A 21,847-nucleotide genomic window follows, 5' to 3' on the forward strand; every position below is an offset into this window, starting at 1 on the left:
CAAATTAAAATAACATTTTACTCATAAAATTGTTATCTGAGGTTGGCGACGTCAGTTTTCAACGTCATACTAAATAATCGATTCCCTAGCCACATCTGGAGACATGTCTCGTGCATATCAGTCCAAATGACACAAATAGTTACCGATATATCACCTTACCAAACCAACTTCGGGTGCTATTGATTTGTGACCCCAATGCACAAAAAAGTGCAACTGCTCTGGCAATCAACGTCGGACACTTTGATGACCCCGCAGATCGTGAGGGTTTAGCGCACTACCTAGAGCATATGCTATTTTTAGGCACGGAAAAATACCCAAACTCCGGTGAATTTCAAAATTTCATCAATCAACATGGTGGAACCCATAATGCTTGGACAGGGACTGAGCATAGTTGTTTCTTTTTTGACGTCGCAACTTCAGCATTTGAAAAAGCACTGGATCGCTTTGCCCAATTTTTTACGGCGCCACTGTTTAATGAAGAATCGCTCGACAAAGAGCGCCAAGCCATTGAATCGGAATACAAACTCAAACTCAATGATGATATTCGGCGTCTGTACCAAGTGCATAAAGAAACCATTCATCCACAACATCCTTTCGCCAAGTTTTCTGTCGGGAACACACAAACCCTGTCAGATCGCAATCAGGTCAGTATTCGTGAAGAAATTATGCAGTTCCACCGTGAACACTATTCTGCAGACTTGATGACGTTAGCGGTCATCGCTCCAGAATCACTAGAGACACTGGAACTGTGGGTTACGGAACGATTTGCTGACGTCATGAATCAGCAATGTCGGGGAAAAACGGTTCAGGAACCCTATGTCACCAGTAAACATACCGGCCTGCTGATTGAGGTTGAGCCTCTGAAAGATATTCGTAAGCTGTTTTTGTCCTTTCCATTGCCCTGCATGGATATTTATTACCAGCAAAAGCCATTGTCTTATTTTGCGCATTTACTCGGTTATGAAGGAAAAGACAGCCTGACACAAGCGCTGAAAGACAAAGGATGGATTACAAGCCTTTCAGCCGGCGGCGGTACCAGCGGAAGTAACTACCGAGAATTTACCGTCAGTATGCTACTCACAGAGAAAGGGATGACATCTGTCGATGCGATTATTCAGGCGGTTTTCAGCTATATCCATTTAATCCGGGAAAAAGGGCTGCAAGCTTGGCGTTATGAAGAGAAAAAAGCGGTTCTTGAAGCAACGTTTCGTTATCAAGAGGTCCCTCGCCCATTGGATATGGTCAGTCATCTGGTGATGAATATGCAGCATTACCAAGAAGAAGATACCATCTATGGCGATTATATGATGCTGGGCTATGATGAAACGCTGCTCAGAGAGATTATCGATCAGTTTGTCCCTAAAAATCTCAGAGCCACCCTGCTGGCTCAGGGCGGCGACTATGACCAGACCGCAAATTGGTATTACACCCCCTATTCAGTGACCCCTTTTACTGACGCTCAATTGGCCTGTTTTCATCAGACTCAGTCAGAGCTCAGCATCGCATTGCCCGAACCCAATCCTTTCATCTGCCACGGACTACAGCCGAAACCGATCGAGTCTGATGATGATCAACCACAAATCATTCAGGAAAGTGACGGATTTCGCCTGTGGCATATGCAAGATCAGGAATTCTTGGTTCCCAAAGGCGTCATCTATGTCGCCATTGATAGCCCTTATGCTGTCCAGAGTCCTCGCAATATTGTGATGACCCGTTTGTGCGTTGAGATTTTTCTCGATTCACTGGCGAAAGAAACTTATCCGGCAGAAATTGCCGGGATGGGATATAACATGTATACCCATCAAGGTGGGGTGACCTTGTCTATTTCGGGTTTCAGTCAGAAACAACCAGAACTGTTGGCATTAATTCTTGATCGTTTCAAAAAGAGAGAATTCAGTGAACATCGTTTTCTGTCGGTGAAAACCCAACTGGAACGGAGCTGGCGAAATGCCGCGAAAGATCGTCCGATCTCACAATTGTTTAATGCGATGACAGGGTTGTTACAGCCCAATAACCCACCCTACGAAAGTTTGCTTGAAGCACTGCAAACAATCAAAGTTCAGGAACTGGCACCTTTTGTCGATCAGATGTTATCTCAACTCCATGTGGAGATGTTCATTTATGGTGACTGGAGAAAATCGGATGCATTGCAAATCGGACAACGGTTGATTCAGGCATTGCACGTCCACGATCAACATTATGAAGAGTCACTCCGCCCTTTGGTAATGCTGGGAAAACAAGGGACTTTCCGCCGGGAAGTGTTCTGTGATCAAGATGATTCCGCCGTCGTGTTGTACTACCAATGTACTGATATCTTACCCAAAAGTATCGCACTGTACTCTTTAGCCAACCATTTGATGTCTGCAACCTTTTTCCATGAAATCAGGACAAAACAGCAGCTCGGATATATGGTAGGGACAGGGAACCTCCCTCTGAACCGCCACCCGGGAATCGTGATGTATGTCCAATCTCCTCATGCAGCGCCAGTCGATTTAATCACCTCGATTGATGAGTTTCTGAATGCCTTTTATCTGGTTTTACTGGAACTGAATGAATACCAATGGCATAGCAGTAAACGCGGGTTGTTCAACCAAATTGCTATTCCAGACCCAACGCTCAGAAGCCGAGCACAACGTTTATGGGTCGCTATCGGCAATAAAGACCATCAGTTTAATCAGCGAGAACTTGTGTTGCAGGCGCTGAAACAACTGTCGCGCTCAGATATGATCCGCTTTGTTGTCAATGAACTGAAACCCAGAACAGCCAATCGCCTCATCATGCACACTCAAGGCAATGTACACCATGATGCCGAACAGCTTACTCTAGGCAGAGAAATTGGCTCAATCGAAGCATTTCAACTCATGCCGAAAGCTTACGAGCTAGGCTAGATTTGATGTTCTGAAGCGATCACGTGCGCCAGTGAATGGGGATGCAACTTGAGGCAAATATCTCCCTGACGAAAAGCAATTGTCGGGTTTGCCAAGCGTTCCCTTTCTCCTTTTGGCGCAGAACATTTTACCGTAATCCCTCGCTGTTCTAATGTCGGCCACATCTGTTCCAGAGCAGGGAAACGCTGCCAAATCTCCTGCAAAAAATCATCCACGTTTGTTGCACTGGAGGGAATCACAAATTCCACATGCTCCCATCCTTGACGGGGATAATTTTTTCCTTTCACCGGATAAGGCAATTCCAAACAATGCGTTGACCATCCTCCGAGCAAGATGGGCGTCTCCAGCTCAATCACTATAATCGGTCGGCCATTAATGTTTGCCGATGAAATTTCCATCCCCTCGTTTAACCAAGCTTGATGAGCGGCTTCAGCAAGCTGCCAGTCATTGACGCGCATGGCAATATGATCCAGTTGGAACACGGTTAAATCCAATTGGAGAATGTCACATAACCTATTGATTTTATCAATAAAAAAAGTCACATCCTGATACATTTGGGTTGGTGTGAGACGATTTGTAGTGAGCAGAGAATGCATTTGGCGACCATCATCGGTTGAAAGACAGGTTGAATCCTAACAGGATCTGGTGGAAAGTAGAGAAATTCAGGTGCTTTTCTCTATAAGAGTGATAATAAAATTGCTATTATGTGCGCCAATTTTTGAACCTGATCGCGATGTGTATCGCACTGAATGATACACAAGCAGACAATTCCTAGAAGTGAAGGATAAGTACGTGAATATCCAAGCATTGATAAACGATAAAGTATCTCAAGCACTTGAAGCCGCAGGCGCGCCTGCCGGCAGCCCAGCCGCTGTCCGCCAGTCCGCAAAACCACAGTTTGGTGACTATCAAGCCAACGGTGTCATGGGTGTTGCCAAAAAACTGGGTACGAATCCACGCGAGTTTGCTCAAAAAGTACTGGATGTACTTGATCTGGAAGGAATTGCCAGCAAGACCGAAATTGCCGGGCCGGGATTCATTAACATATTCCTCAGCGAAACATTTGTGGCTCAGCAAGCTGAACAAGCACTGGCCGATCCACGACTTGGCGTCACACAAGAAGCCCCGCAGACCATTGTTGCAGACTACTCTGCCCCGAATGTCGCAAAAGAGATGCACGTCGGTCATCTCCGTTCCACAATTATTGGTGATGCCGTTGTCCGTACCCTTGAATTTTTGGGACATAAAGTGATTCGGGCAAACCATATCGGTGACTGGGGAACTCAGTTTGGGATGTTGATTGCCAATCTGGAACGTGTTCAGCAAAATGACGATACCCCATCGATGGCGCTTGCCGATCTGGAAGCATTCTACCGCGAGTCAAAGCAACGCTATGATCAAGACGAAGCCTTTGCTGAAAAAGCCAGAAGCTACGTCGTGAAACTACAGAGTGGTGATGCGTTCTGCACCCAGCAGTGGAAGAAACTGGTCGATATCACCATGACTCAAAATCAGATCAACTATGACCGACTCAATGTGTCTTTAACCCGTGCTGACGTCATGGGAGAAAGCATGTATAACACCATGCTCCCGGAAGTCGTTGCCGATCTGAAAGCGCAAGGGTTAGCGCAAGAAGATGATGGTGCACAAGTCGTATTTCTTGATGAATACAAGAATAAAGACGGTGAGCCGATGGGAGTCATCATTCAGAAACGTGACGGTGGTTATCTCTATACCACAACCGATATCGCTTGTGCCAAGTACCGTTATGAACAACTTGGGGCAGACCGGGTCTTATACTTTATCGACTCACGTCAGCATCAGCATCTCCAACAGGCTTGGACGATTGTCCGGAAAGCCGGTTATATCCCGGAAAGTGTTTCACTGGAGCATCATGCCTTCGGTATGATGCTGGGGAAAGATGGACGACCATTTAAAACCCGTGCTGGTGGCACAGTCCGTCTGACCGATCTGCTGGATGAAGCCGAAGATCGTGCGATTCGGCTGATTGAGAGTAAGAATCCGGAACTGGCCCAAGACGAAAAAATGAATATCGCTCAAACCGTCGCGATGGCTGCCGTCAAATATGCAGATCTATCCAAACACCGGACCACTGACTACATATTCGACTGGGACAACATGCTCGCCTTTGAAGGCAACACGGCACCTTATATGCAGTATGCATATACACGAGTCGCTTCAATTTTCTCTAAAGCTGGTCTCACCATGGACAACCTCAATGGCGAGCTCCAAATTCGCGACGAGAAAGAAAAATTGATGATCACCAAACTCCTCCAGTTTGAAGAAACGATTCAATCTGTCGCTCGTGAAGGTCAGCCACACTTAATGTGTGCTTATCTGTTTGAATTGGCGGGTCAGTTTTCCAGCTTCTATGAGGCTTGCCCTATTTTATCAGCAGCCGATGAGGCTACGCGCAATAGCCGTCTGAAGCTAGCAGCCCTGACGGCAAAAACCATTCAACAGGGTTTAAATCTACTCGGCATTCAAACCTTAGAACGGATGTAAATCATCCGGACCAGACAAAAAAACCCAGCAAATTTGCTGGGTTTTTTTATGACCGACTCTGACTTTAATCTGGACGCAGTGCGTATTTACCTGAGCCGAGCAACAAAATGGTAATCGATGCAAACAAATAAGTCCCGATCTCTTCAACAGCCCAAGCACCATATTCATTCAATGAGAAAAAATTATCTCGGTGCATCAGTCCGATAACAACAATCGAAGTCCCGATCATTGCTGTTGCAGCAAAACGGGTAAACAGACCGAAAACAATCATGATCGGGGCAATCACTTCTCCCAGATAGACGGCATAGGCAAAAAATCCCGGCAGACCGATATCAACAAACATCCCCTGAATAAATGCAGTTCCGTCATATATTTTATGGATGCCATGTAATAAAAACATTAAGCCGAAACTCACTCTGAGAATCAACTTAGCAGCATCAGGATGATTCATTCCTGCTTCAAATTTACGGATCAAACTATTCATCAATTACTCCAAACTAATCAGTCTTATAGTTAGTATATCGGTACACTATTGAGAAGACCTTGATGTATTTTTCATCATCTTCATCAATAAAATCGAACAAAAACACTGTCCTAAATCAAAAAATTAGAAATTCATGTCATTTCGTCACTGCAGAAATCCAGTCTTTCGTCACAACCAACGAATTGAACGTATCCCTCATGAAGATATGCTATCCTCCTTCAGTTTCATTTTATCGCAGGGAGCAATGCAATGAGTTTCGAACTCCATCCACAATTACAACAAGATACAACCTACCTTGGTGATTTCCCGCTTTCCCTCGTGTTGTTACATTGGGATCAAGCCGTGCCATGGGTAATTTTGGTGCCGAAACGTGCCGGAACTAAAGAATTCCACCATTTACCGATGACCGATCAGCAACAGTTCCTGATTGAATCTCAATGGATTAGTCAGATTTTAGAGTCTCAGTATCACCCCGATAAAATCAACCTGGGCGCGTTGGGCAACATGGTCCCTCAGCTCCACTATCACCACATTGCAAGATTTGCTGAAGATGAAGCATGGCCCGGGCCGATCTGGGGAAATACAACAGGAACCCGCAGAAGGGATACGGCACAACAACATATGGCCAATTTACTGAAAACAGCATTGGCTCAATCCGGCATTTTCACACCGGTTTAGCTCAAAGAATAGCAGTCAGCGACAGGGCCTGAGGCGAATTCACCGCATAACGAATACGCCGGACTTCACCGCTTTTACTGGTATCGACAAAACGGGAAATGAGCCCTTTTTTGACCCAAATACCGAGCATGGCATCGATGCCATCTTCGCTGATGCGGAAATGACGGGCTAATGTCGCACCGCTGGTTGTGCCATGCTGTTCCAGATAATTTTTCAACTCATTCAGAATCATACGATTTGACGCTCAAACTTTTTGATCACATCGCCTTGATGCTTCAGCATACGATATAAGCCCCATCCACCGATCAAGATGAACGCCATCCACAGCAGACTTTGTAGCGGATGTTGCATGATATTCATCGCCTGATAGAAAAATGTTGCCGAACAATAGGCTAAACCAAAGGTCCAGATGGCAATAAATCGGGCATACCGGGCACCAAATTCTCTGACATAAGCCCCCATGGCCGCCACACAAGGTGTATAGAGCAAAATAAAAATCAGGTATGCAAACGCTGCGGAATGACTTTGAAAGTAGTATTGCAGATTACTGAATATCGATGAATCCACGTCCTGCTCTGCCGCAGCGGATTGAGTATCGGATAAATCCCCGACTTCAATGCCCAGAGGGTCAGAAAAACTCAACGATATCAGGTTATCGGGGATCGTTTGCAACGCCTCTTTCAAGCTCGCCAGCAAATCAAAATCATTAGATTCATCTGACGGTGAAGCATACAGATTATTCAACGTACCGACGACGGCTTCTTTGGCAAAAATACCAGTGATAATTCCGACGGTTGCCGGCCAGTTTTCTTGTTGTATTCCAATCGGTGCAAACAGCGGTGTCACGCGTTGTGAAACCTTGGATAACACAGATGTATCACTGTTTTCATGACCGAAACTACCATCTGTTCCGACTGAGTTCAAAAAACTCAGAATTGTCACTACAACGACAATGGTCTTTCCTGCACCTAATACAAACCGTTTTAATTTCTGCCATGTTTTAATCAGAATATTCTGTAGCGTCGGTAACTCATAGTCCGGGATTTCCATCACCATACTTTCACTACTGCCGGGATAGATCGTATACCGTAAGACAATGCCAGTGAATACAGCCGCAGCAATCCCCAATAGATAGAGCGAAAAGACAATATTCTGACCGCTATGAGGGAAAAAAGCCGCAGCCAATAATGCATAAACGGGCAACCGCGCCCCACAAGACATAAAAGGTGCCATGGCCGCAGACAATCGTCTTTCTCTTTCCTGATCCAACGTTCGCGTCGCCATGATTGAAGGAACATTACAACCAAATCCCAAAATAAGCGGTACAAAAGCTTTCCCCGGCAGACCGATTTTCTGCATCACTTTATCAAGCACGAACGCAGCCCGAGCCATATACCCTGAACTTTCCAACACAGCTAAAAATAGATAAAGACAAGCAATCACGGGAATAAAGGTCGCAACCGTCTGGATCCCCCCACCAAGGCCATCCGCTAACAATGTGACCAGCCATACCGGAAGATGTTGATCCAATAAAGCATGACCACCATCAACCAATAAAGCACCAACAGAAATATCAAAGAAATCGATAAAAGCACTCCCGATATTAATCGAGAACATAAACATCAGGTACATTACGAGAAAGAAAAAAGGAATACCAACCCACTTATTGAGCACCACCTGATCCATACGCTTGGTGAAATTATGACTTAACACACCTTGCTCACGACGAACATCCTGACATTGCTCATGTAACCATGTGTATTTGACATTGGCTACATGCAAGTCAATATCCAGTAGGCTATTCAGTTGCAAATCATTCAATTGTTGTCGGGCTGAATCTGATAAAAGATCGGTGATGAGGGCGTCCCCCCCAAGTGCACGAATCGCAAGGGCCCGAGGTGAAACAGCTTGTGATGTTTCAGTTTTTGATAAAAATAATGGGGTAACGCTCTCAATCATCGACTCAAATTGATGACCATAGTCCAGTGGCAATTCATTGAGAGTAATCCCCTGTAACAAGGTTTTATCGAGATTCTCTTTCAGTTGAAGCACCTGAGACTTATTATTGGCAGAAATGGGATAAACCGGACAACCCAGCAACTTCGCTAATCGTTTAACATCAATCGAACGCCGCTCTCTTTTGAGCACATCCATTTTATTGAGCACAACGACCATCGGGCGCCCTAATTCACGCAACTGCAAAGTCATATACAGACTGCGCTCAAGACAGGTCACATCGACCACATTCAGAATTAAATCCGCTGAGTGTGACAGTACCGCTTGCGATGCAATCGACTCATCAATACTGTGACTATCATTACCACTATCCAACGCATAAATCCCCGGCAAATCAGTCAGAGAGCATTCATTCCCGGAATAGCTATATTTCCCAGTTTTCTTCTCAACCGTGACACCAGCCCAGTTTCCAACCTGTTGACGCGCACCGGTTAAACCATTAAACAACGTTGTTTTACCGCTGTTTGGATTACCAACCGTTAAAATGTTGTATTTCATCCGATAACCTCCACTTGAATGGCTGCCGCAATTTTTTCTCTGATAGCCAGAGAAACACCACGAACTTCAACCTGAAGCGGGTCTCCCATCGGGGCTTTTCGAATCAAAAGGATGGGGGTTTCTGGCAAGATCCCCATGATCATTAAACGCTTTCGAACTTCCGCTGAAAGTTGATGAAAGCCTAAGATCGATGCGCGTTGACCTGGATTTAACTGAGATAGATTCATGGCTAATTCTTACTGGTATGATGTATGAGAAGCATTCTCGTTATCAGATTTTAGTATACGCGCAAGTATTAGGGAAATTATTGAGAAGGATCAAAAGTCGATACACTTCGAAGTATTCATGGTGGCGGCTTTTACTCGTGGTATAGCGAGCGCTATACCACGTCATTGATTCATTACTGCGACATTTTAAAGCAGTTGGTATAACTCTGACTCAACGTCGTTAAAAAGCGGAAATAACTCCCTTTTGCCAGTGGAATGTCAGTTGCCAACGGATCAAGTGTTCCGACTTTAGCGGATGTTCCCCGGGTGACACTAGTAATAACTGAAGGTAAAAACTGAGGTTCAGAGAAAATACAGACGTTAGGCTGTTCTTTAAGTTTGGTCCGAATCTCAATCAAAGTCTTCGCGCCCGGCTTTCGTTCTGGGCTAACGGTAAAATGACCGATATTATTCAAATGATAGTGAGCCTCAAAATACTCATATGCATCGTGGAAGACATAATAAGGATAGTGCTGATACGCCGACAACTGAGCCTGAATCTGTTGATCTGTTTCAGTTAACTGCGTCAGGAACTGTGTCAAATTTGCCTGATACTGTGCGGTATGGTCAGGATCCTGTTGAATCAGACGTGCAGCAATCGCTTTGGCAACCACCCGAACCTGCTCAACTCCCAGCCAGAAGTGAGGATTGATATTACCGTGATGGTGATGACCATCATCATGATGTGACTCGGAAAAATGTCTGAACGGTACACCTTTGATATGGCTAATCATCAACTGATTGGTTTGATGTGATAAGACTTTCGATAAAAAGGGTTCCAGCCCTTCACCAAACCAGATGATCAGATCGGCCTGCTTGATCCGCTTTACATCCGAAGGACGAAGTGCATAATCATGCGGCGAAGTATTGGGGGCAAGCAACACATCCGGTTGACTGACACCTGCCATCAATTCGTAACTAATCATTTGAATCGGTTTGATACTGGTTAACACATTCAGTGCCCATACAGGGACTGATAGGCTCAACAGTAATGCGAATGTAGTGAGACGAAAGAACTTCATGGAAATTTATCCCCAGCTTATAGCTTCAATTTTTCACAAATGTTATATTATAACATTACCATTTTGCAAACGAGTTATTTCATGTCAACACTGATCGAACTACAAAATGTTTGCGTCGCATTCAACCAAAAAAACGTGTTAGACCATATCAGCCTTCGTGTCGAGCAAGGAACAATCACCACCTTGATCGGCCCGAATGGTGCGGGAAAATCAACATTGGTCAAAGTCTTGCTAGGGCTTCAACCGATTCAATCAGGGAAAATTACTCGGTCACCACGACTCAAAGTTGGTTATGTGCCACAAAAGCTTCGTCTGGATGAAACGTTGCCGCTGGACGTACAACGCTTTTTGAAACTTGCCGGACGCTATAGTCGCCAAGAACTGAACGATGCCCTGACTCTCGTGGGGGCCGCACATCTCACTCATAGCAGTATGCACCATTTATCTGGCGGGGAGACACAACGTGTTTTACTGGCTCGGGCATTACTGCAACGACCCGATGTTTTAGTGCTCGATGAACCAACCCAGGGGGTTGATGTTCAAGGTCAGATTGATCTATACGAATTAATTCAAATGCTGAGACAGCGCTTCGGCTGTTCCATTTTTATGGTGTCTCATGATCTCCATTTAGTGATGGCGCAAACAGACCATGTGATCTGTCTCCAGCACCATATCTGCTGTCATGGTGCCCCCGCAGATATTACCCAGCATCCCAACTATATTGCGTTGTTTGGTCAGTCACGCCATGAAGAATCTCTGGCCTTTTATCATCACCAACACCAGCATCACCATGATCTTGCCGGACAACCGGTCTCTGGCGATGCAACACAATGTAACCACCACACTCACGGACATCATCACCATGGTTGAGATTATACTTCCTGCCATTCTCGCAGGAATCGGGATAGCCTTGATCGCGGGCCCGCTTGGCTCTTTTGTTGTATGGCGAAAAATGGCGTATTTCGGCGACACACTGGCGCATGCTTCGCTAATGGGTTTAGCATTTGGCTTTTTGCTTGATATCAACCTAAACCTCGCACTCTTGGTATGTTGTTTAGCGATTGCGACTATTTTAGTGGTTCTACAAAGACAAAAATTCATTGCGACAGATACCCTGTTAGGCATCCTTGCTCATAGTTCCCTATCGGTTGGTCTGATTGCAGTGAGTTTTCTGAGTGATGTTCGGATTGATCTGATGAGCTATCTGTTTGGCGATCTACTCGCGGTCACGCCCAGTGATTTATATTTTATCTGGGGGGGCGTCTTGGTGATTGCGACTTTGCTTTACTTTATCTGGCGACCGTTACTCTCTTCTACTGTAAATGAAGAACTCGCTTCCGTAGAGGGGACCAATACCGATTTGATGCAACTATTATTGATGCTGATGGTTGGTCTCGTGATTGCCGTCGGTATGAAATTCGTCGGCGCACTGATCATTACTTCGTTATTAATTATTCCGGCTGCCGGTGCCAGACGTTTATCCACAACACCGGAACAAATGGCGATGATTGCATCAGCGATTGGTACGATCGCCGTCTTAAGCGGGCTCTATCTATCCTGGGAGTTTGACACCCCTGCAGGCCCATCAGTAGTTATCTCTGCCAGTTGCTTATTTATTCTGAGCCACTTGGTCAAAAATAAAGCGTAAAAAAATCCCCCTCAAACCATTGCGGGGGATTTTTCCTAGCGTCTTTAAACTGACAGGAATACTTACCAGCCAGTCACATCTCTTAAAGCTTGACCGATATTGGCAAGACTTTTCACAGTTTTCACGCCCGCAGCTTCAAGTGCAGCGAATTTCTCATCCGCTGTTCCTTTACCACCAGAGATAATAGCACCTGCATGTCCCATCCGTTTACCCGGAGGTGCAGTGACACCAGCAATGTAAGATACAACCGGTTTCGTCACATGATCTTTAATAAACGCAGCCGCTTCTTCTTCAGCCGTGCCACCGATTTCGCCAATCATGACAATTGCTTCGGTCTCTGGATCGTCTTGGAACAACTTCAGAATGTCGATAAAGTTAGACCCCGGAATCGGGTCACCACCGATACCAACACATGTAGACTGACCAAATCCTTCGTCTGTCGTTTGCTTCACGGCTTCATAAGTCAATGTGCCAGAGCGGGAAACAATGCCCACTTTACCTTTCTTATGAATATGGCCGGGCATGATACCGATCTTGCACTCATCCGGCGTGATCACCCCCGGACAGTTTGGACCAATCATGCGAACGCCCGCTTCATCCAGACGAACTTTCACATCTAACAGGTCAAGCGTCGGGATGCCTTCGGTAATAGTGACAATCAGTTCGATACCCGCATCAATCGCTTCTAAGATGGCATCTTTACAGAAAGGTGCCGGAACATAGATAACAGATGCAGTTGCACCGGTCGCTTCAACCGCTTCACGAACAGTATTAAACACTGGCAGACCTAAATGGGTTTGACCGCCTTTGCCCGGTGATACACCACCGACCATTTGTGTACCATACGCAACCGCTTGCTCGGAGTGGAAAGTCCCTTGTCCGCCAGTGAATCCCTGACAGATCACTTTGGTCTCTTTATTTATCAATACAGACATTATTTACCCTCCGCAGCAGCTACAACTTTCTCAGCAGCTTCAGTTAACGAAGTTGCAGCAATAATGTTCAATCCACTCTCATCCAGCTTCTTCGTACCGAGTTCAGCGTTGTTTCCTTCAAGACGAACCACGACCGGAACAGAAACACCCACCTCTTCAACCGCACCGATAATACCATCAGCTATCAGGTCACAGCGCACAATACCACCGAAGATATTCACCAGAACCGCTTGTACATTGCTGTCGGAAAGAATTATTTTGAAAGCTTCTGTGACACGCTCTTTCGTCGCACCGCCACCAACATCCAAGAAGTTAGCCGGGCTACCGCCATGCAGGTTAACGATATCCATCGTTCCCATTGCCAGACCAGCACCGTTCACCATGCAACCAATATTACCATCGAGAGCAACGTAGTTAAGCTCCCATTGAGCAGCATGAGCTTCACGCTCATCTTCCTGTGAAGGATCGTGCATCTCTCTCAGTTTTGGCTGACGATACAATGCATTCGAATCAATGTTGATTTTCCCGTCGAGGCAAAGCAGATTATCGTCTCCGGTAATAATCAGCGGGTTAATTTCAAGCAGTGCCAGATCATACTGACTGAACATTTCACCAAGACCCATGAAGATTTTGACGAATTGTTTAATCTGATCCCCTTTCAGACCCAGCTTAAATGCCAGTTCACGTCCCTGATAAGGTTGTGGACCAACAAGCGGATCGATGGCTGCTTTATGAATCAGTTCTGGCGTTTCTTCAGCAACTTTCTCAATTTCAACGCCACCTTCAGTCGATGCCATAAAGACAACACGACGGCTGGAGCGGTCAACCACAGCACCAAGATAAAGTTCGTTGGCAATATCAGATGCCGCTTCAACTAAGATTTTTGTCACCGGCTGACCATTCGCATCGGTTTGGTAAGTCACCAAGTTCTTGCCGAGCCAATTCTGGGCAAAATCACGAATACCATCTTTTGTATCGTGTAGTTCAACGCCACCGGCTTTTCCCCGGCCACCCGCGTGAACCTGACATTTTACGACCCATTTTGTCCCGCCAATTTTACCGGTGGCTTCAGCAGCTTCCTGTGGGGTGCTGCACGCATAACCATCTGGAACCGGCAGACCAAATTCTGCAAAGAGCTGTTTGGCTTGATATTCATGCAAATTCATTGTGCTATTCCGTTATATATTATTTTTTCATTCAATTTCGTTTCAACGAAACGAAACATTTTGCAGGGTACTCAGTACGCGCTGAAACATGACTGCATGTTTATTTCCATACATGCTGACAACACAAGACCAGGTGTTGAGCAACCCAGCCTGCATGGCAGATATCCGGAAGAAGATATCTGCCATCTCATTAATTACACATCCAACAGCAAACGTGTCGGATCTTCCAGAAATTCTTTAATTGTGACGAGGAATCCTACGGATTCGCGGCCATCAATCAGACGATGGTCATAAGAAAGAGCCAGATACATCATCGGCAGAATTTCTACTTTGCCATCGATCGCCATCGGACGATCCTGGATTTTATGCATCCCAAGAATCGCAGCCTGAGGTGGATTGATGATCGGTGTTGACATTAAAGAGCCGAAGACACCGCCGTTCGTCACTGTAAAGTTACCGCCCGTCAGTTCTTCTACGGTTAACTTACCGTCCCGGCCTTTTTCTGCCAGCGCTTTAATTCCCTTCTCGATCTCGGCAACACTCAACATATCGCAGTCTTTCAGAACTGGCGTCACCAGACCACGCGGTGTTGACACAGCAATGCTGATATCGAAGAAATTGTGGTAGACAATATCACTGCCATCAATAGAAGCATTGACGCCAGGATAACGTTTCAGCGCTTCTGTAACCGCCTTAATGTAGAACGACATAAATCCGAGACGGATATCATGTCTTTTCTCAAATAGATCTTTGTACTGCTTGCGCAGGTCCATGATTGGTTTCATGTTCACTTCATTGAAAGTCGTCAACATGGCCGTACTATTTTTCGCTTCCAGCAATCGCTCAGCAACCCGTTTACGCAAACGAGTCATCGGTACACGCTTTTCGCTTCTTGCTGCGGCTGGTACAGCAACCGCTTCTTGTTGCTCCGCTGTTGAAGCTTTTGAGGCTGACGCCAGATATGCTTCGACATCTTCACGGGTAATCCGACCACCAACACCGGAACCTTTCACCTGAGACACCTCAAGATCATGTTCTGCCATCAAACGGCGTACCGCTGGACTCAATGCATCATTGGTCTCGTCATTCAGGTTCGCTTTATGGCGTTTGTCCGGCGAAGATTGTGTCGATGTTGTTTTCTCTGATGTGGGTTCACCGGCAACAGCACCGGGCTTAAGGCTTCCCAGTAATTGCTTTGATGTTACCGTTGCACCTTCCTCTTGATGAATCGCCTCAAGCACACCGGCCTCTGGCGCGGGAACTTCTAAGACAACTTTATCGGTTTCGATTTCAAGGAGGATTTCATCACGCTCAACCGCTTCACCCGCTTTTTTATGCCAAGTTGCTACGGTTGCATCTGCTACCGATTCAGGTAAATCCGGAACCAGAATTTCAACTGTCATATTTATTTTTCCTTTTATTTCTAGTTCTTAATCTAGTGTCAACGCATCATCAACGAGTGCTTTCTGCTGCTTCAAGTGAACCGACATATAACCGACGGCCGGAGAAGCCGATGCAGGACGTCCTGCATATTTCAGTTCAGCACCAGCAGGAATTGCGGCTCGGAAATTATGTTGGCTGCTATACCATGCACCCTGATTTTGTGGTTCTTCCTGACACCAAACGTAATCCACAACATTCGTATAAGGGGCAATGGCAGCTCGAACATCTTCCAGCGGGAATGGATACAATTGCTCGATACGGACAATCGCGACATCCCCTTGCTCATTGTTACGGCGCTGTGCCAGCAAATCGTAATAGACCTTACCGGAACAGAAAACAACGCGTTTCACCTGAGCTGCATCGAGTTCATCAACTTCCGGAATCGCTGGCTGGAAAGTCCCACTCGCCAAATCTTCCATTGAAGAAACGCACAGTGGATGACGTAACAGAGATTTCGGTGACATCACAATTAAAGGACGACGCATTGGACGAACCACCTGACGTCTTAGCATGTGATAAACCTGAGCCGGTGTCGAAGGCACGATTACCTGCATATTTTGCTCAGCGCAAAGTTGCAGATAACGTTCGAGACGGGCAGAAGAGTGCTCTGGTCCCTGTCCTTCATAACCATGCGGCAATAACATCGTAATGCCGCATAAACGCGCCCATTTCTGTTCGCCAGAAGAAATAAACTGATCAATGACAACCTGAGCGCCATTGGCAAAATCACCAAATTGCGCTTCCCAGATCGTTAAACCACCGGGTTCAGCTGTCGCATAACCATATTCAAAAGCCAAGACTGCTTCTTCGGATAACACAGAATCAATGACTTGGAATGGTCCTTGATTACTATGAAGATTCTTCAGCGGCACATAGGTACTGGCATCATTTTGGTTGTGCAATACAGAGTGACGGTGGAAGAATGTTCCCCGTCCTGAATCCTGACCTGAGATCCGAATCCGATGACCATCATCAACCAATGTTGCATAGGCCAGAATCTCTGCCATCCCCCAGTCCAATAATTTTTCACCGTTAATCATCGCCAGACGATCGGTGTAAATTTTCTCGACACGGCTTTGTAATTGATGACTTTCCGGATACAAACAAACTCGCTTACCAATATCTTTCAGTCGTTCTAAGTCAAACTCGTTCTTCCACACTTCATCCCATTCATGGGACAAGTAAGGTGACCAGTCAACCGAATGCATTGCCATGGGACGCCATTCTTTGACAACAACTTCACCATGATCCAAAGCATCTCGATATTCGTTGACGGCCTGAGTCACGAATTCAGCATCAACATCATGACGTTCGATCAGCACATCGCCATATAGTTTACGCGGTGTCGGATGTTTTTTGATTTTTTGGTACATCAGCGGCTGAGTCGCATTCGGCTCATCCGCTTCGTTGTGGCCATGGCGGCGATAACAAACCAAATCAATCACAACGTCCTTACGGAATGTATTTCGATAATCCAACGCAATATGGGAGACAAACGCAACCGCTTCCGGATCGTCGGCATTCACGTGAAAAATCGGAGCCTGAACCATTTTTGCGATATCGGTACAATACATGGTTGAACGCATATCTCGTGGGTTCGAGGTTGTAAATCCGACTTGGTTGTTAATCACGATACGTACCGTACCACCAACCTGATAACCACGAGCCTGAGACATGTTGAATGTTTCCGCAACCACACCTTGACCCGTAATGGCTGAGTCACCATGAATGGTAATCGGCAACACTTTTGTACCATCTTTATCACCCAGTCGATCCTGGCGAGCTCGGACTGAGCCCATCACAACAGGGTTAACGATTTCCAGATGCGATGGGTTAAACGCCAACGCTAAGTGGATATTTCCACCCGGGGTCGCAAAATCAGCAGAGAATCCCTGATGGTATTTCACATCACCCGTTCCCCAAGTCTCATCATGCTTACCCGCAAACTCATCAAATAGATCTTGAGGACGCTTCCCTAAGACATTGACCAGCATATTCAGACGCCCACGGTGAGCCATCCCAACAACAGATTCGCGCATCCCTTGAGAACCTGCGCGACGGATCAATTCTTTCATCATCGGAATGAGTGCATCACCGCCTTCCAGAGAGAAGCGTTTTGCACCGGGGAATTTAGCGCCCAGATAGCGCTCCAGACCTTCAGCAGCAGTCAACTCTTCAAGGAAAGTGACTTGCTCTTCTTTAGTAAAGGATGGCTGGCCGACAACCGATTCCAGACGCTGCTGAATCCAACGTTTTTGTTCGGTATTGGTCATGTGCATATATTCTGCACCGATAGAACCACAGTAGATTTGATTCAGAGACTCATAAATATCCTTAAGCTTCATGGTCTCCTGACCTATTGCAAAAGAACCGACATTAAATGTCTCTTCCATGTCTCCGGGGTTAAGATTATGAAATGAGGGCGCAAGCTCAGCCACTGTCGGCCGTTTCCACAGACCGAGAGGGTCTAACTGAGCAGCTTCATGACCGCGAAAGCGGTACGCATTAATTAACTGTAATACTTTTACTTGTTTTGCATCGACATCGGGGTCACTAACTTGGACATTGTAATGCTTTGTCTCTTGAGCGAGTCGACGGAAGTAGTCACGGATACGTGAATGCGGTTGTTCAGCCACATTACTATCATCAGGGCGCGAAAGCCCTTCAAAAACACGTCTCCACTCCTCACTTACCAGGTCGGGATCACTTAAATAGAGTTCGTAGAGATCTTCTACGTACGTCGCATTGGCGCCAGCCAAGTGTGAAGACTCGAGCCATGCCTTCATCACGCCGTTGTGCATATTTTCCCTTTACCAGTAATTTTCACATTTTGCTACGGTCTACGCCGAGCTCTGAAAATGCAGGTCCGAAGACCTGCAAACCATCATCTAAACGGAACGTTTAATCAGCATTGATTTAATATGACCAATAGCTTTCGTTGGATTAAGACCTTTCGGACAAACACTGACACAATTCATAATGCCATGGCAACGGAAAACACTAAATGCATCATCAAGATTAGACAAGCGTTCATCTGTTGCTGTATCACGACTATCAATCAACCAGCGATAAGCAGCTAACAGTCCAGCGGGTCCGATGAATTTATCCGGATTCCACCAGAATGAAGGACAGGCGGTCGTACAACATGCACACATAATACATTCATACAATCCATCCAAATGTTCACGCTCTTCAGGAGACTGTAAATTTTCTCTGGATGGCGGTAAATGCCCATCAGAAATCAGATAGGGCTTCACTTTTGCGTAATTGTCGTAGAACTGTGTCATGTCAACAATCAAGTCCCGAACGACCGGGAGCCCCGGTAATGGTCGAATAACAATTTTATCGCCTGACAACGCTGATAATGGTGTAATACAGGCGAGGCCATTTTTGCCATTCATGTTCAAACCGTCAGAACCACAGACGCCTTCCCGACATGAACGACGGAATGCAATTGAAGGATCCTGCTCTTTCAGCAGAATCAATGCATCCAGTACCATCATATCCGAACCTTCAGGAACGTCCAGCGTATAGTCCTTCATATAGGGCTTTTTATCCACATCCGGATTATAGCGATACAGAGAGAAGTTAAGTTTCATCACATTGTCCTCCCCTTAGTATGTACGAATCTTTGGTGGAAAGGCATCACGATGGACCGGTGCCATATTGACATGACGCTTATTCATCTGTTCAGTTTCCGGGTTATAAATCGAGTGGCATAACCAATTTTCATCATCTCGGTCTGGATAATCAAAGCGAGCATGAGCACCACGACTCTCGGTCCGATAATTGGCAGCAACGGCTGTTGAATAAGCAGTCTCCATCAGGTTCTCCAGCTCTAAGCATTCAACACGTTGTGTATTAAATTCACTAGATTTATCTGCAAGATGTGCTTCTTTCAAACGTTCACGAATCACTTTGAGTTCTTTCAGACCATCGGCCATGGCATCCCCTTCGCGAAATACCGAGAAGTTATGCTGCATACATGCCTGAAGATCTTTCCGGATTTGTACCGGGTCTTCACCACCCTTGCTGTTTTCCCAACGCATGTAGCGAGACAGAGAAGCTTCAATATCCGACTCTGTCGCATCACGTGCTTCAACTTGTGCCGTCAATGTTTCACCGAGATGGAGCCCAGTCGCGCGACCGAAGACAACCAAATCCAGTAGGGAATTCCCGCCCAGACGATTCGCACCATGCACGGAGACTGATGCAATTTCACCACAAGCAAACAAGCCCTGAACATCAACATCATGACCAGAGGCATCTTGTTTCACGGCTTGACCGGAGACCTGAGTCGGCACGCCACCCATCATATAGTGACAAGTTGGGATGACCGGAATCGGCTCTTTGACTGGATCGACATGCGCAAACGTCCGGGAAAGCTCACAGATACCCGGTAGACGAGATTCCAGAACTTCTTTACCCAGATGGTCGAGTTTCAGCTTAAGATGAGGTCCCCATGGGCCGTCACATCCACGCCCTTCACGAATTTCAATCATCATTGAACGGGCAACAACATCACGACCCGCCAAATCTTTTGCATTGGGTGCGTAGCGTTCCATAAAACGCTCACCATCTTTATTCAGCAGGTAACCCCCTTCGCCTCGGCAACCTTCAGTCACCAAAACACCGGCACCAGCAATTCCGGTAGGATGGAATTGCCACATTTCCATATCCTGCATCTGTACACCGGCACGTAGCGCCATACCAACACCATCACCGGTATTAATATGAGCATTTGTTGTCGAAGCGTAGATGCGCCCGGCACCACCTGTCGCCAGAATGGTCGCCTTCGACTTGAAGTAACACACTTCACCTGTTTCCATACACAGTGCGGTACATCCCATCACGACACCATCTTGGTTTTTCACCAAGTCCAGTGCATACCATTCTGAGAAGATCGTTGTTTTATGCTTGATATTCTGTTGATACAAGGTATGGAGTAAAGCATGACCGGTTCGGTCTGCTGCTGCCGCAGTTCTTGCGGCTTGCTCACCACCAAACTCTTTTGACTGACCGCCAAAAGGGCGTTGATAGATAGAGCCATTATCCAAACGGGAAAACGGCAGCCCCATTTTTTCTAATTCAATAACAGACTCAGGGCCGTGTTTACACATGTATTCGATCGCATTTTGGTCACCGATATAATCGGAACCTTTTACGGTATCGTACATATGCCATTGCCAATTATCTGGATGCGAATTTCCTAGCGCAACTGTAATACCGCCCTGAGCAGAAACGGTATGAGAACGAGTAGGAAACACTTTAGATAGCAAAGCACAAGACAGGCCTTGCTCTGAAATTTGTAGTGCAGCTCTCATACCTGCACCACCAGCGCCGATCACAACGGCATCAAACTCTCGAACTGGAATAGTCACTTAAGCACCCCACAATACAAACAGGCCAGAGAAAAAATATCCGAATAGCACAGCAATCACGGCAAGCTGTAACAAGGCACGCAACGGTGTGGATTTCACATAATCCGTCAGAACCTGCCACAAACCGATCCAGCCGTGAATCAGAACACTCACGAGGGCAATCATTGTGAAGACTTTTGTAAATGTACCACTCCAGAAGTCGAGCCATAGTTGATAAGTAATATCACCGGAGAAAGCAAAAAAACAAACAAGATAAACGGTATACAGGGCCATCAAAATTGCGGTTGCACGAACGAGTAAAAAGTCGTGAACCCCATTACGCCCTACAGATGAAACATGCTTTACCATACCATGACTCCTGCAAGCAGAGATAAAACGACTGTAACAGCAAATGAAATCTTCGCTGTTTGAGTGCCGGATTCCAACTCTTCAAAGTAACCGAGGTCCATTATCAAATGGCGAATGCCACCGACAATATGGTAAGACAATGCAGTCAATATCCCCCATAGGATAAACTTCACGAAGAAGCCACCGACAAGTTCAGATGCATATTGAAAACCTTCCGGAGAAGATAACGAAACAGACAACAACCACAACAAAATTCCGATAGCGACAAAAGTGATTACACCTGAAACACGGTGAAGAATAGATGCAATCGCAGTGATCGGAAAGTGGATGGTCTGCAAATCAAGATTTACGGGTCTTAAATTTCTTTCTTTCACAGGCTTGCTCACTCAGCTCCCCATTGAGCATTATTGTTATAAATGAAGAGTCAGCCCTAACTGATAAGTTTTAACAATATTTATACAATAATAAGTAAGAAACGCATAAAAATTGATATAAAGTTGTTAAATTTTAGTTAAGAAATGTAACATAACTTTCTTACTGGTCACTTC

The 21,847-nt window shown here is 45.9% G+C and carries 19 protein-coding genes; 5 read left to right on the forward strand and 14 right to left on the reverse strand.

The window, feature by feature from the left end:
- Positions 1-110: 110 nt before the first annotated feature.
- A complete protein-coding gene (locus OCU60_RS12450; protein ID WP_074371541.1) occupies positions 111-2,888 on the forward strand; it encodes an insulinase family protein in 2,778 nt (925 codons plus the stop codon).
- Here the strand turns inward: OCU60_RS12450 and OCU60_RS12455 are convergent.
- A complete protein-coding gene (locus tag OCU60_RS12455) occupies positions 2,885-3,484 on the reverse strand; it encodes a VOC family protein (RefSeq protein ID WP_074371542.1) in 600 nt (199 codons plus the stop codon). The genes OCU60_RS12450 and OCU60_RS12455 overlap by 4 nt on opposite strands.
- Positions 3,485-3,680: 196 nt before the next feature.
- On the opposite strand from OCU60_RS12455, the gene argS reads away from it, so the two are divergent.
- Positions 3,681-5,414 (forward strand): arginine--tRNA ligase, encoded by a 1,734-nt coding sequence (gene argS / locus OCU60_RS12460; RefSeq protein WP_074371543.1) that lies wholly within the window; start codon positions 3,681-3,683, stop codon positions 5,412-5,414.
- 64 nt (positions 5,415-5,478) lie between these two features.
- Here the strand turns inward: argS and OCU60_RS12465 are convergent, their stop codons facing one another.
- A complete protein-coding gene (locus OCU60_RS12465) occupies positions 5,479-5,898 on the reverse strand; it encodes a DoxX family protein (protein ID WP_074371544.1) in 420 nt (139 codons plus the stop codon).
- 249 nt (positions 5,899-6,147) lie between these two features.
- Here OCU60_RS12465 and OCU60_RS12470 point away from each other — a divergent pair, with 249 nt between their 5' ends.
- Positions 6,148-6,576, forward strand: a complete 429-nt coding sequence (locus tag OCU60_RS12470; protein ID WP_074371545.1) for an HIT domain-containing protein — start codon at positions 6,148-6,150, stop codon at positions 6,574-6,576.
- Between the two features lies 1 nt (position 6,577).
- On the opposite strand, the gene OCU60_RS12475 is transcribed toward OCU60_RS12470, so the two are convergent.
- The 4 genes from OCU60_RS12475 to OCU60_RS12490 form a co-directional block, all read right to left on the reverse strand.
- Positions 6,578-6,808, reverse strand: coding sequence for a FeoC-like transcriptional regulator (locus OCU60_RS12475; RefSeq protein WP_074371546.1), 231 nt, complete (start codon positions 6,806-6,808; stop codon positions 6,578-6,580).
- The gene (gene feoB, locus OCU60_RS12480) at positions 6,805-9,090 is read right to left on the reverse strand and encodes a Fe(2+) transporter permease subunit FeoB (protein ID WP_074371547.1); all 2,286 of its coding nucleotides are present in this window, start codon (positions 9,088-9,090) and stop codon (positions 6,805-6,807) included. Before feoB ends, OCU60_RS12475 begins: the two co-directional genes overlap by 4 nt.
- On the reverse strand, positions 9,087-9,317 hold the full coding sequence (locus OCU60_RS12485) for a FeoA family protein (RefSeq protein WP_074371548.1): 231 nt from the start codon (positions 9,315-9,317) through the stop codon (positions 9,087-9,089). The genes feoB and OCU60_RS12485 overlap by 4 nt, the downstream gene beginning before the upstream one ends.
- Positions 9,318-9,490: 173 nt before the next feature.
- Entirely contained in the window at positions 9,491-10,384 is an 894-nt protein-coding gene (locus OCU60_RS12490; RefSeq protein ID WP_370738662.1) for a zinc ABC transporter substrate-binding protein, read from the reverse strand.
- Between the two features lie 75 nt (positions 10,385-10,459).
- Between OCU60_RS12490 and znuC the strand changes: the two genes are divergently transcribed.
- Positions 10,460-11,248, forward strand: coding sequence for a zinc ABC transporter ATP-binding protein ZnuC (gene znuC, locus OCU60_RS12495; protein ID WP_074371550.1), 789 nt, complete (start codon positions 10,460-10,462; stop codon positions 11,246-11,248).
- Complete coding sequence (gene znuB / locus OCU60_RS12500; protein WP_074371551.1) at positions 11,241-12,026, forward strand: zinc ABC transporter permease subunit ZnuB; 786 nt, start codon at positions 11,241-11,243, stop codon at positions 12,024-12,026. Before znuC ends, znuB begins: the two co-directional genes overlap by 8 nt.
- Before the next feature lie 62 nt (positions 12,027-12,088).
- On the opposite strand, the gene sucD is transcribed toward znuB, so the two are convergent.
- The 8 genes from sucD to sdhC form a co-directional block, all read right to left on the reverse strand.
- Positions 12,089-12,961 (reverse strand): succinate--CoA ligase subunit alpha, encoded by an 873-nt coding sequence (gene sucD / locus OCU60_RS12505; protein WP_074371552.1) that lies wholly within the window; start codon positions 12,959-12,961, stop codon positions 12,089-12,091.
- Positions 12,961-14,127: an ADP-forming succinate--CoA ligase subunit beta gene (gene sucC, locus OCU60_RS12510; RefSeq protein WP_074371553.1), complete on the reverse strand. Its 1,167-nt coding sequence runs from the start codon at positions 14,125-14,127 to the stop codon at positions 12,961-12,963. The genes sucD and sucC overlap by 1 nt, the downstream gene beginning before the upstream one ends.
- A gap of 194 nt (positions 14,128-14,321) precedes the next feature.
- Positions 14,322-15,530: a 2-oxoglutarate dehydrogenase complex dihydrolipoyllysine-residue succinyltransferase gene (gene odhB / locus OCU60_RS12515; RefSeq protein WP_074371554.1), complete on the reverse strand. Its 1,209-nt coding sequence runs from the start codon at positions 15,528-15,530 to the stop codon at positions 14,322-14,324.
- Positions 15,531-15,557: 27 nt separating this feature from the next.
- The gene (gene sucA / locus OCU60_RS12520; protein ID WP_074371555.1) at positions 15,558-18,371 is read right to left on the reverse strand and encodes a 2-oxoglutarate dehydrogenase E1 component; all 2,814 of its coding nucleotides are present in this window, start codon (positions 18,369-18,371) and stop codon (positions 15,558-15,560) included.
- An 87-nt stretch (positions 18,372-18,458) separates the two neighbouring features.
- Positions 18,459-19,169 carry a succinate dehydrogenase iron-sulfur subunit gene (locus OCU60_RS12525; RefSeq protein WP_074371556.1) on the reverse strand — a complete coding sequence of 237 codons (711 nt, stop codon included), beginning with the start codon at positions 19,167-19,169 and terminating at the stop codon, positions 18,459-18,461.
- Between the two features lie 15 nt (positions 19,170-19,184).
- Complete coding sequence (gene sdhA / locus OCU60_RS12530; RefSeq protein WP_074371557.1) at positions 19,185-20,951, reverse strand: succinate dehydrogenase flavoprotein subunit; 1,767 nt, start codon at positions 20,949-20,951, stop codon at positions 19,185-19,187.
- Positions 20,952-21,299 carry a succinate dehydrogenase, hydrophobic membrane anchor protein gene (gene sdhD, locus OCU60_RS12535; protein ID WP_074371558.1) on the reverse strand — a complete coding sequence of 116 codons (348 nt, stop codon included), beginning with the start codon at positions 21,297-21,299 and terminating at the stop codon, positions 20,952-20,954.
- On the reverse strand, positions 21,293-21,685 hold the full coding sequence (sdhC, locus tag OCU60_RS12540; protein WP_074371559.1) for a succinate dehydrogenase cytochrome b556 subunit: 393 nt from the start codon (positions 21,683-21,685) through the stop codon (positions 21,293-21,295). Before sdhC ends, sdhD begins: the two co-directional genes overlap by 7 nt.
- Between the last annotated feature and the right edge of the window lie 162 nt (positions 21,686-21,847).

Origin of the sequence: Vibrio spartinae, assembly GCF_024347135.1 — a bacterium.
Lineage (GTDB): Bacteria > Pseudomonadota > Gammaproteobacteria > Enterobacterales > Vibrionaceae > Vibrio > Vibrio spartinae.

Bases quoted from the DNA above. Each gene is read 5' to 3' on its own strand.
- feoB (WP_074371547.1), bottom strand. From the start codon at position 9,090: ATGAAATACAACATTTTAACGGTTGGTAATCCAAACAGCGGTAAAACA.
- OCU60_RS12470 (WP_074371545.1), top strand. From the start codon at position 6,148: ATGAGTTTCGAACTCCATCCACAATTACAACAAGATACAACCTACCTT.
- znuB (WP_074371551.1), top strand. From the start codon at position 11,241: ATGGTTGAGATTATACTTCCTGCCATTCTCGCAGGAATCGGGATAGCC.
- odhB (WP_074371554.1), bottom strand. From the start codon at position 15,530: ATGACAGTTGAAATTCTGGTTCCGGATTTACCTGAATCGGTAGCAGAT.
- sucC (WP_074371553.1), bottom strand. From the start codon at position 14,127: ATGAATTTGCATGAATATCAAGCCAAACAGCTCTTTGCAGAATTTGGT.
- OCU60_RS12455 (WP_074371542.1), bottom strand. From the start codon at position 3,484: ATGCATTCTCTGCTCACTACAAATCGTCTCACACCAACCCAAATGTAT.
- sdhD (WP_074371558.1), bottom strand. From the start codon at position 21,299: ATGGTAAAGCATGTTTCATCTGTAGGGCGTAATGGGGTTCACGACTTT.
- OCU60_RS12525 (WP_074371556.1), bottom strand. From the start codon at position 19,169: ATGAAACTTAACTTCTCTCTGTATCGCTATAATCCGGATGTGGATAAA.
- znuC (WP_074371550.1), top strand. From the start codon at position 10,460: ATGTCAACACTGATCGAACTACAAAATGTTTGCGTCGCATTCAACCAA.
- sucD (WP_074371552.1), bottom strand. From the start codon at position 12,961: ATGTCTGTATTGATAAATAAAGAGACCAAAGTGATCTGTCAGGGATTC.
- OCU60_RS12465 (WP_074371544.1), bottom strand. From the start codon at position 5,898: ATGAATAGTTTGATCCGTAAATTTGAAGCAGGAATGAATCATCCTGAT.
- sucA (WP_074371555.1), bottom strand. From the start codon at position 18,371: ATGCACAACGGCGTGATGAAGGCATGGCTCGAGTCTTCACACTTGGCT.
- OCU60_RS12485 (WP_074371548.1), bottom strand. From the start codon at position 9,317: ATGAATCTATCTCAGTTAAATCCAGGTCAACGCGCATCGATCTTAGGC.
- OCU60_RS12475 (WP_074371546.1), bottom strand. From the start codon at position 6,808: ATGATTCTGAATGAGTTGAAAAATTATCTGGAACAGCATGGCACAACC.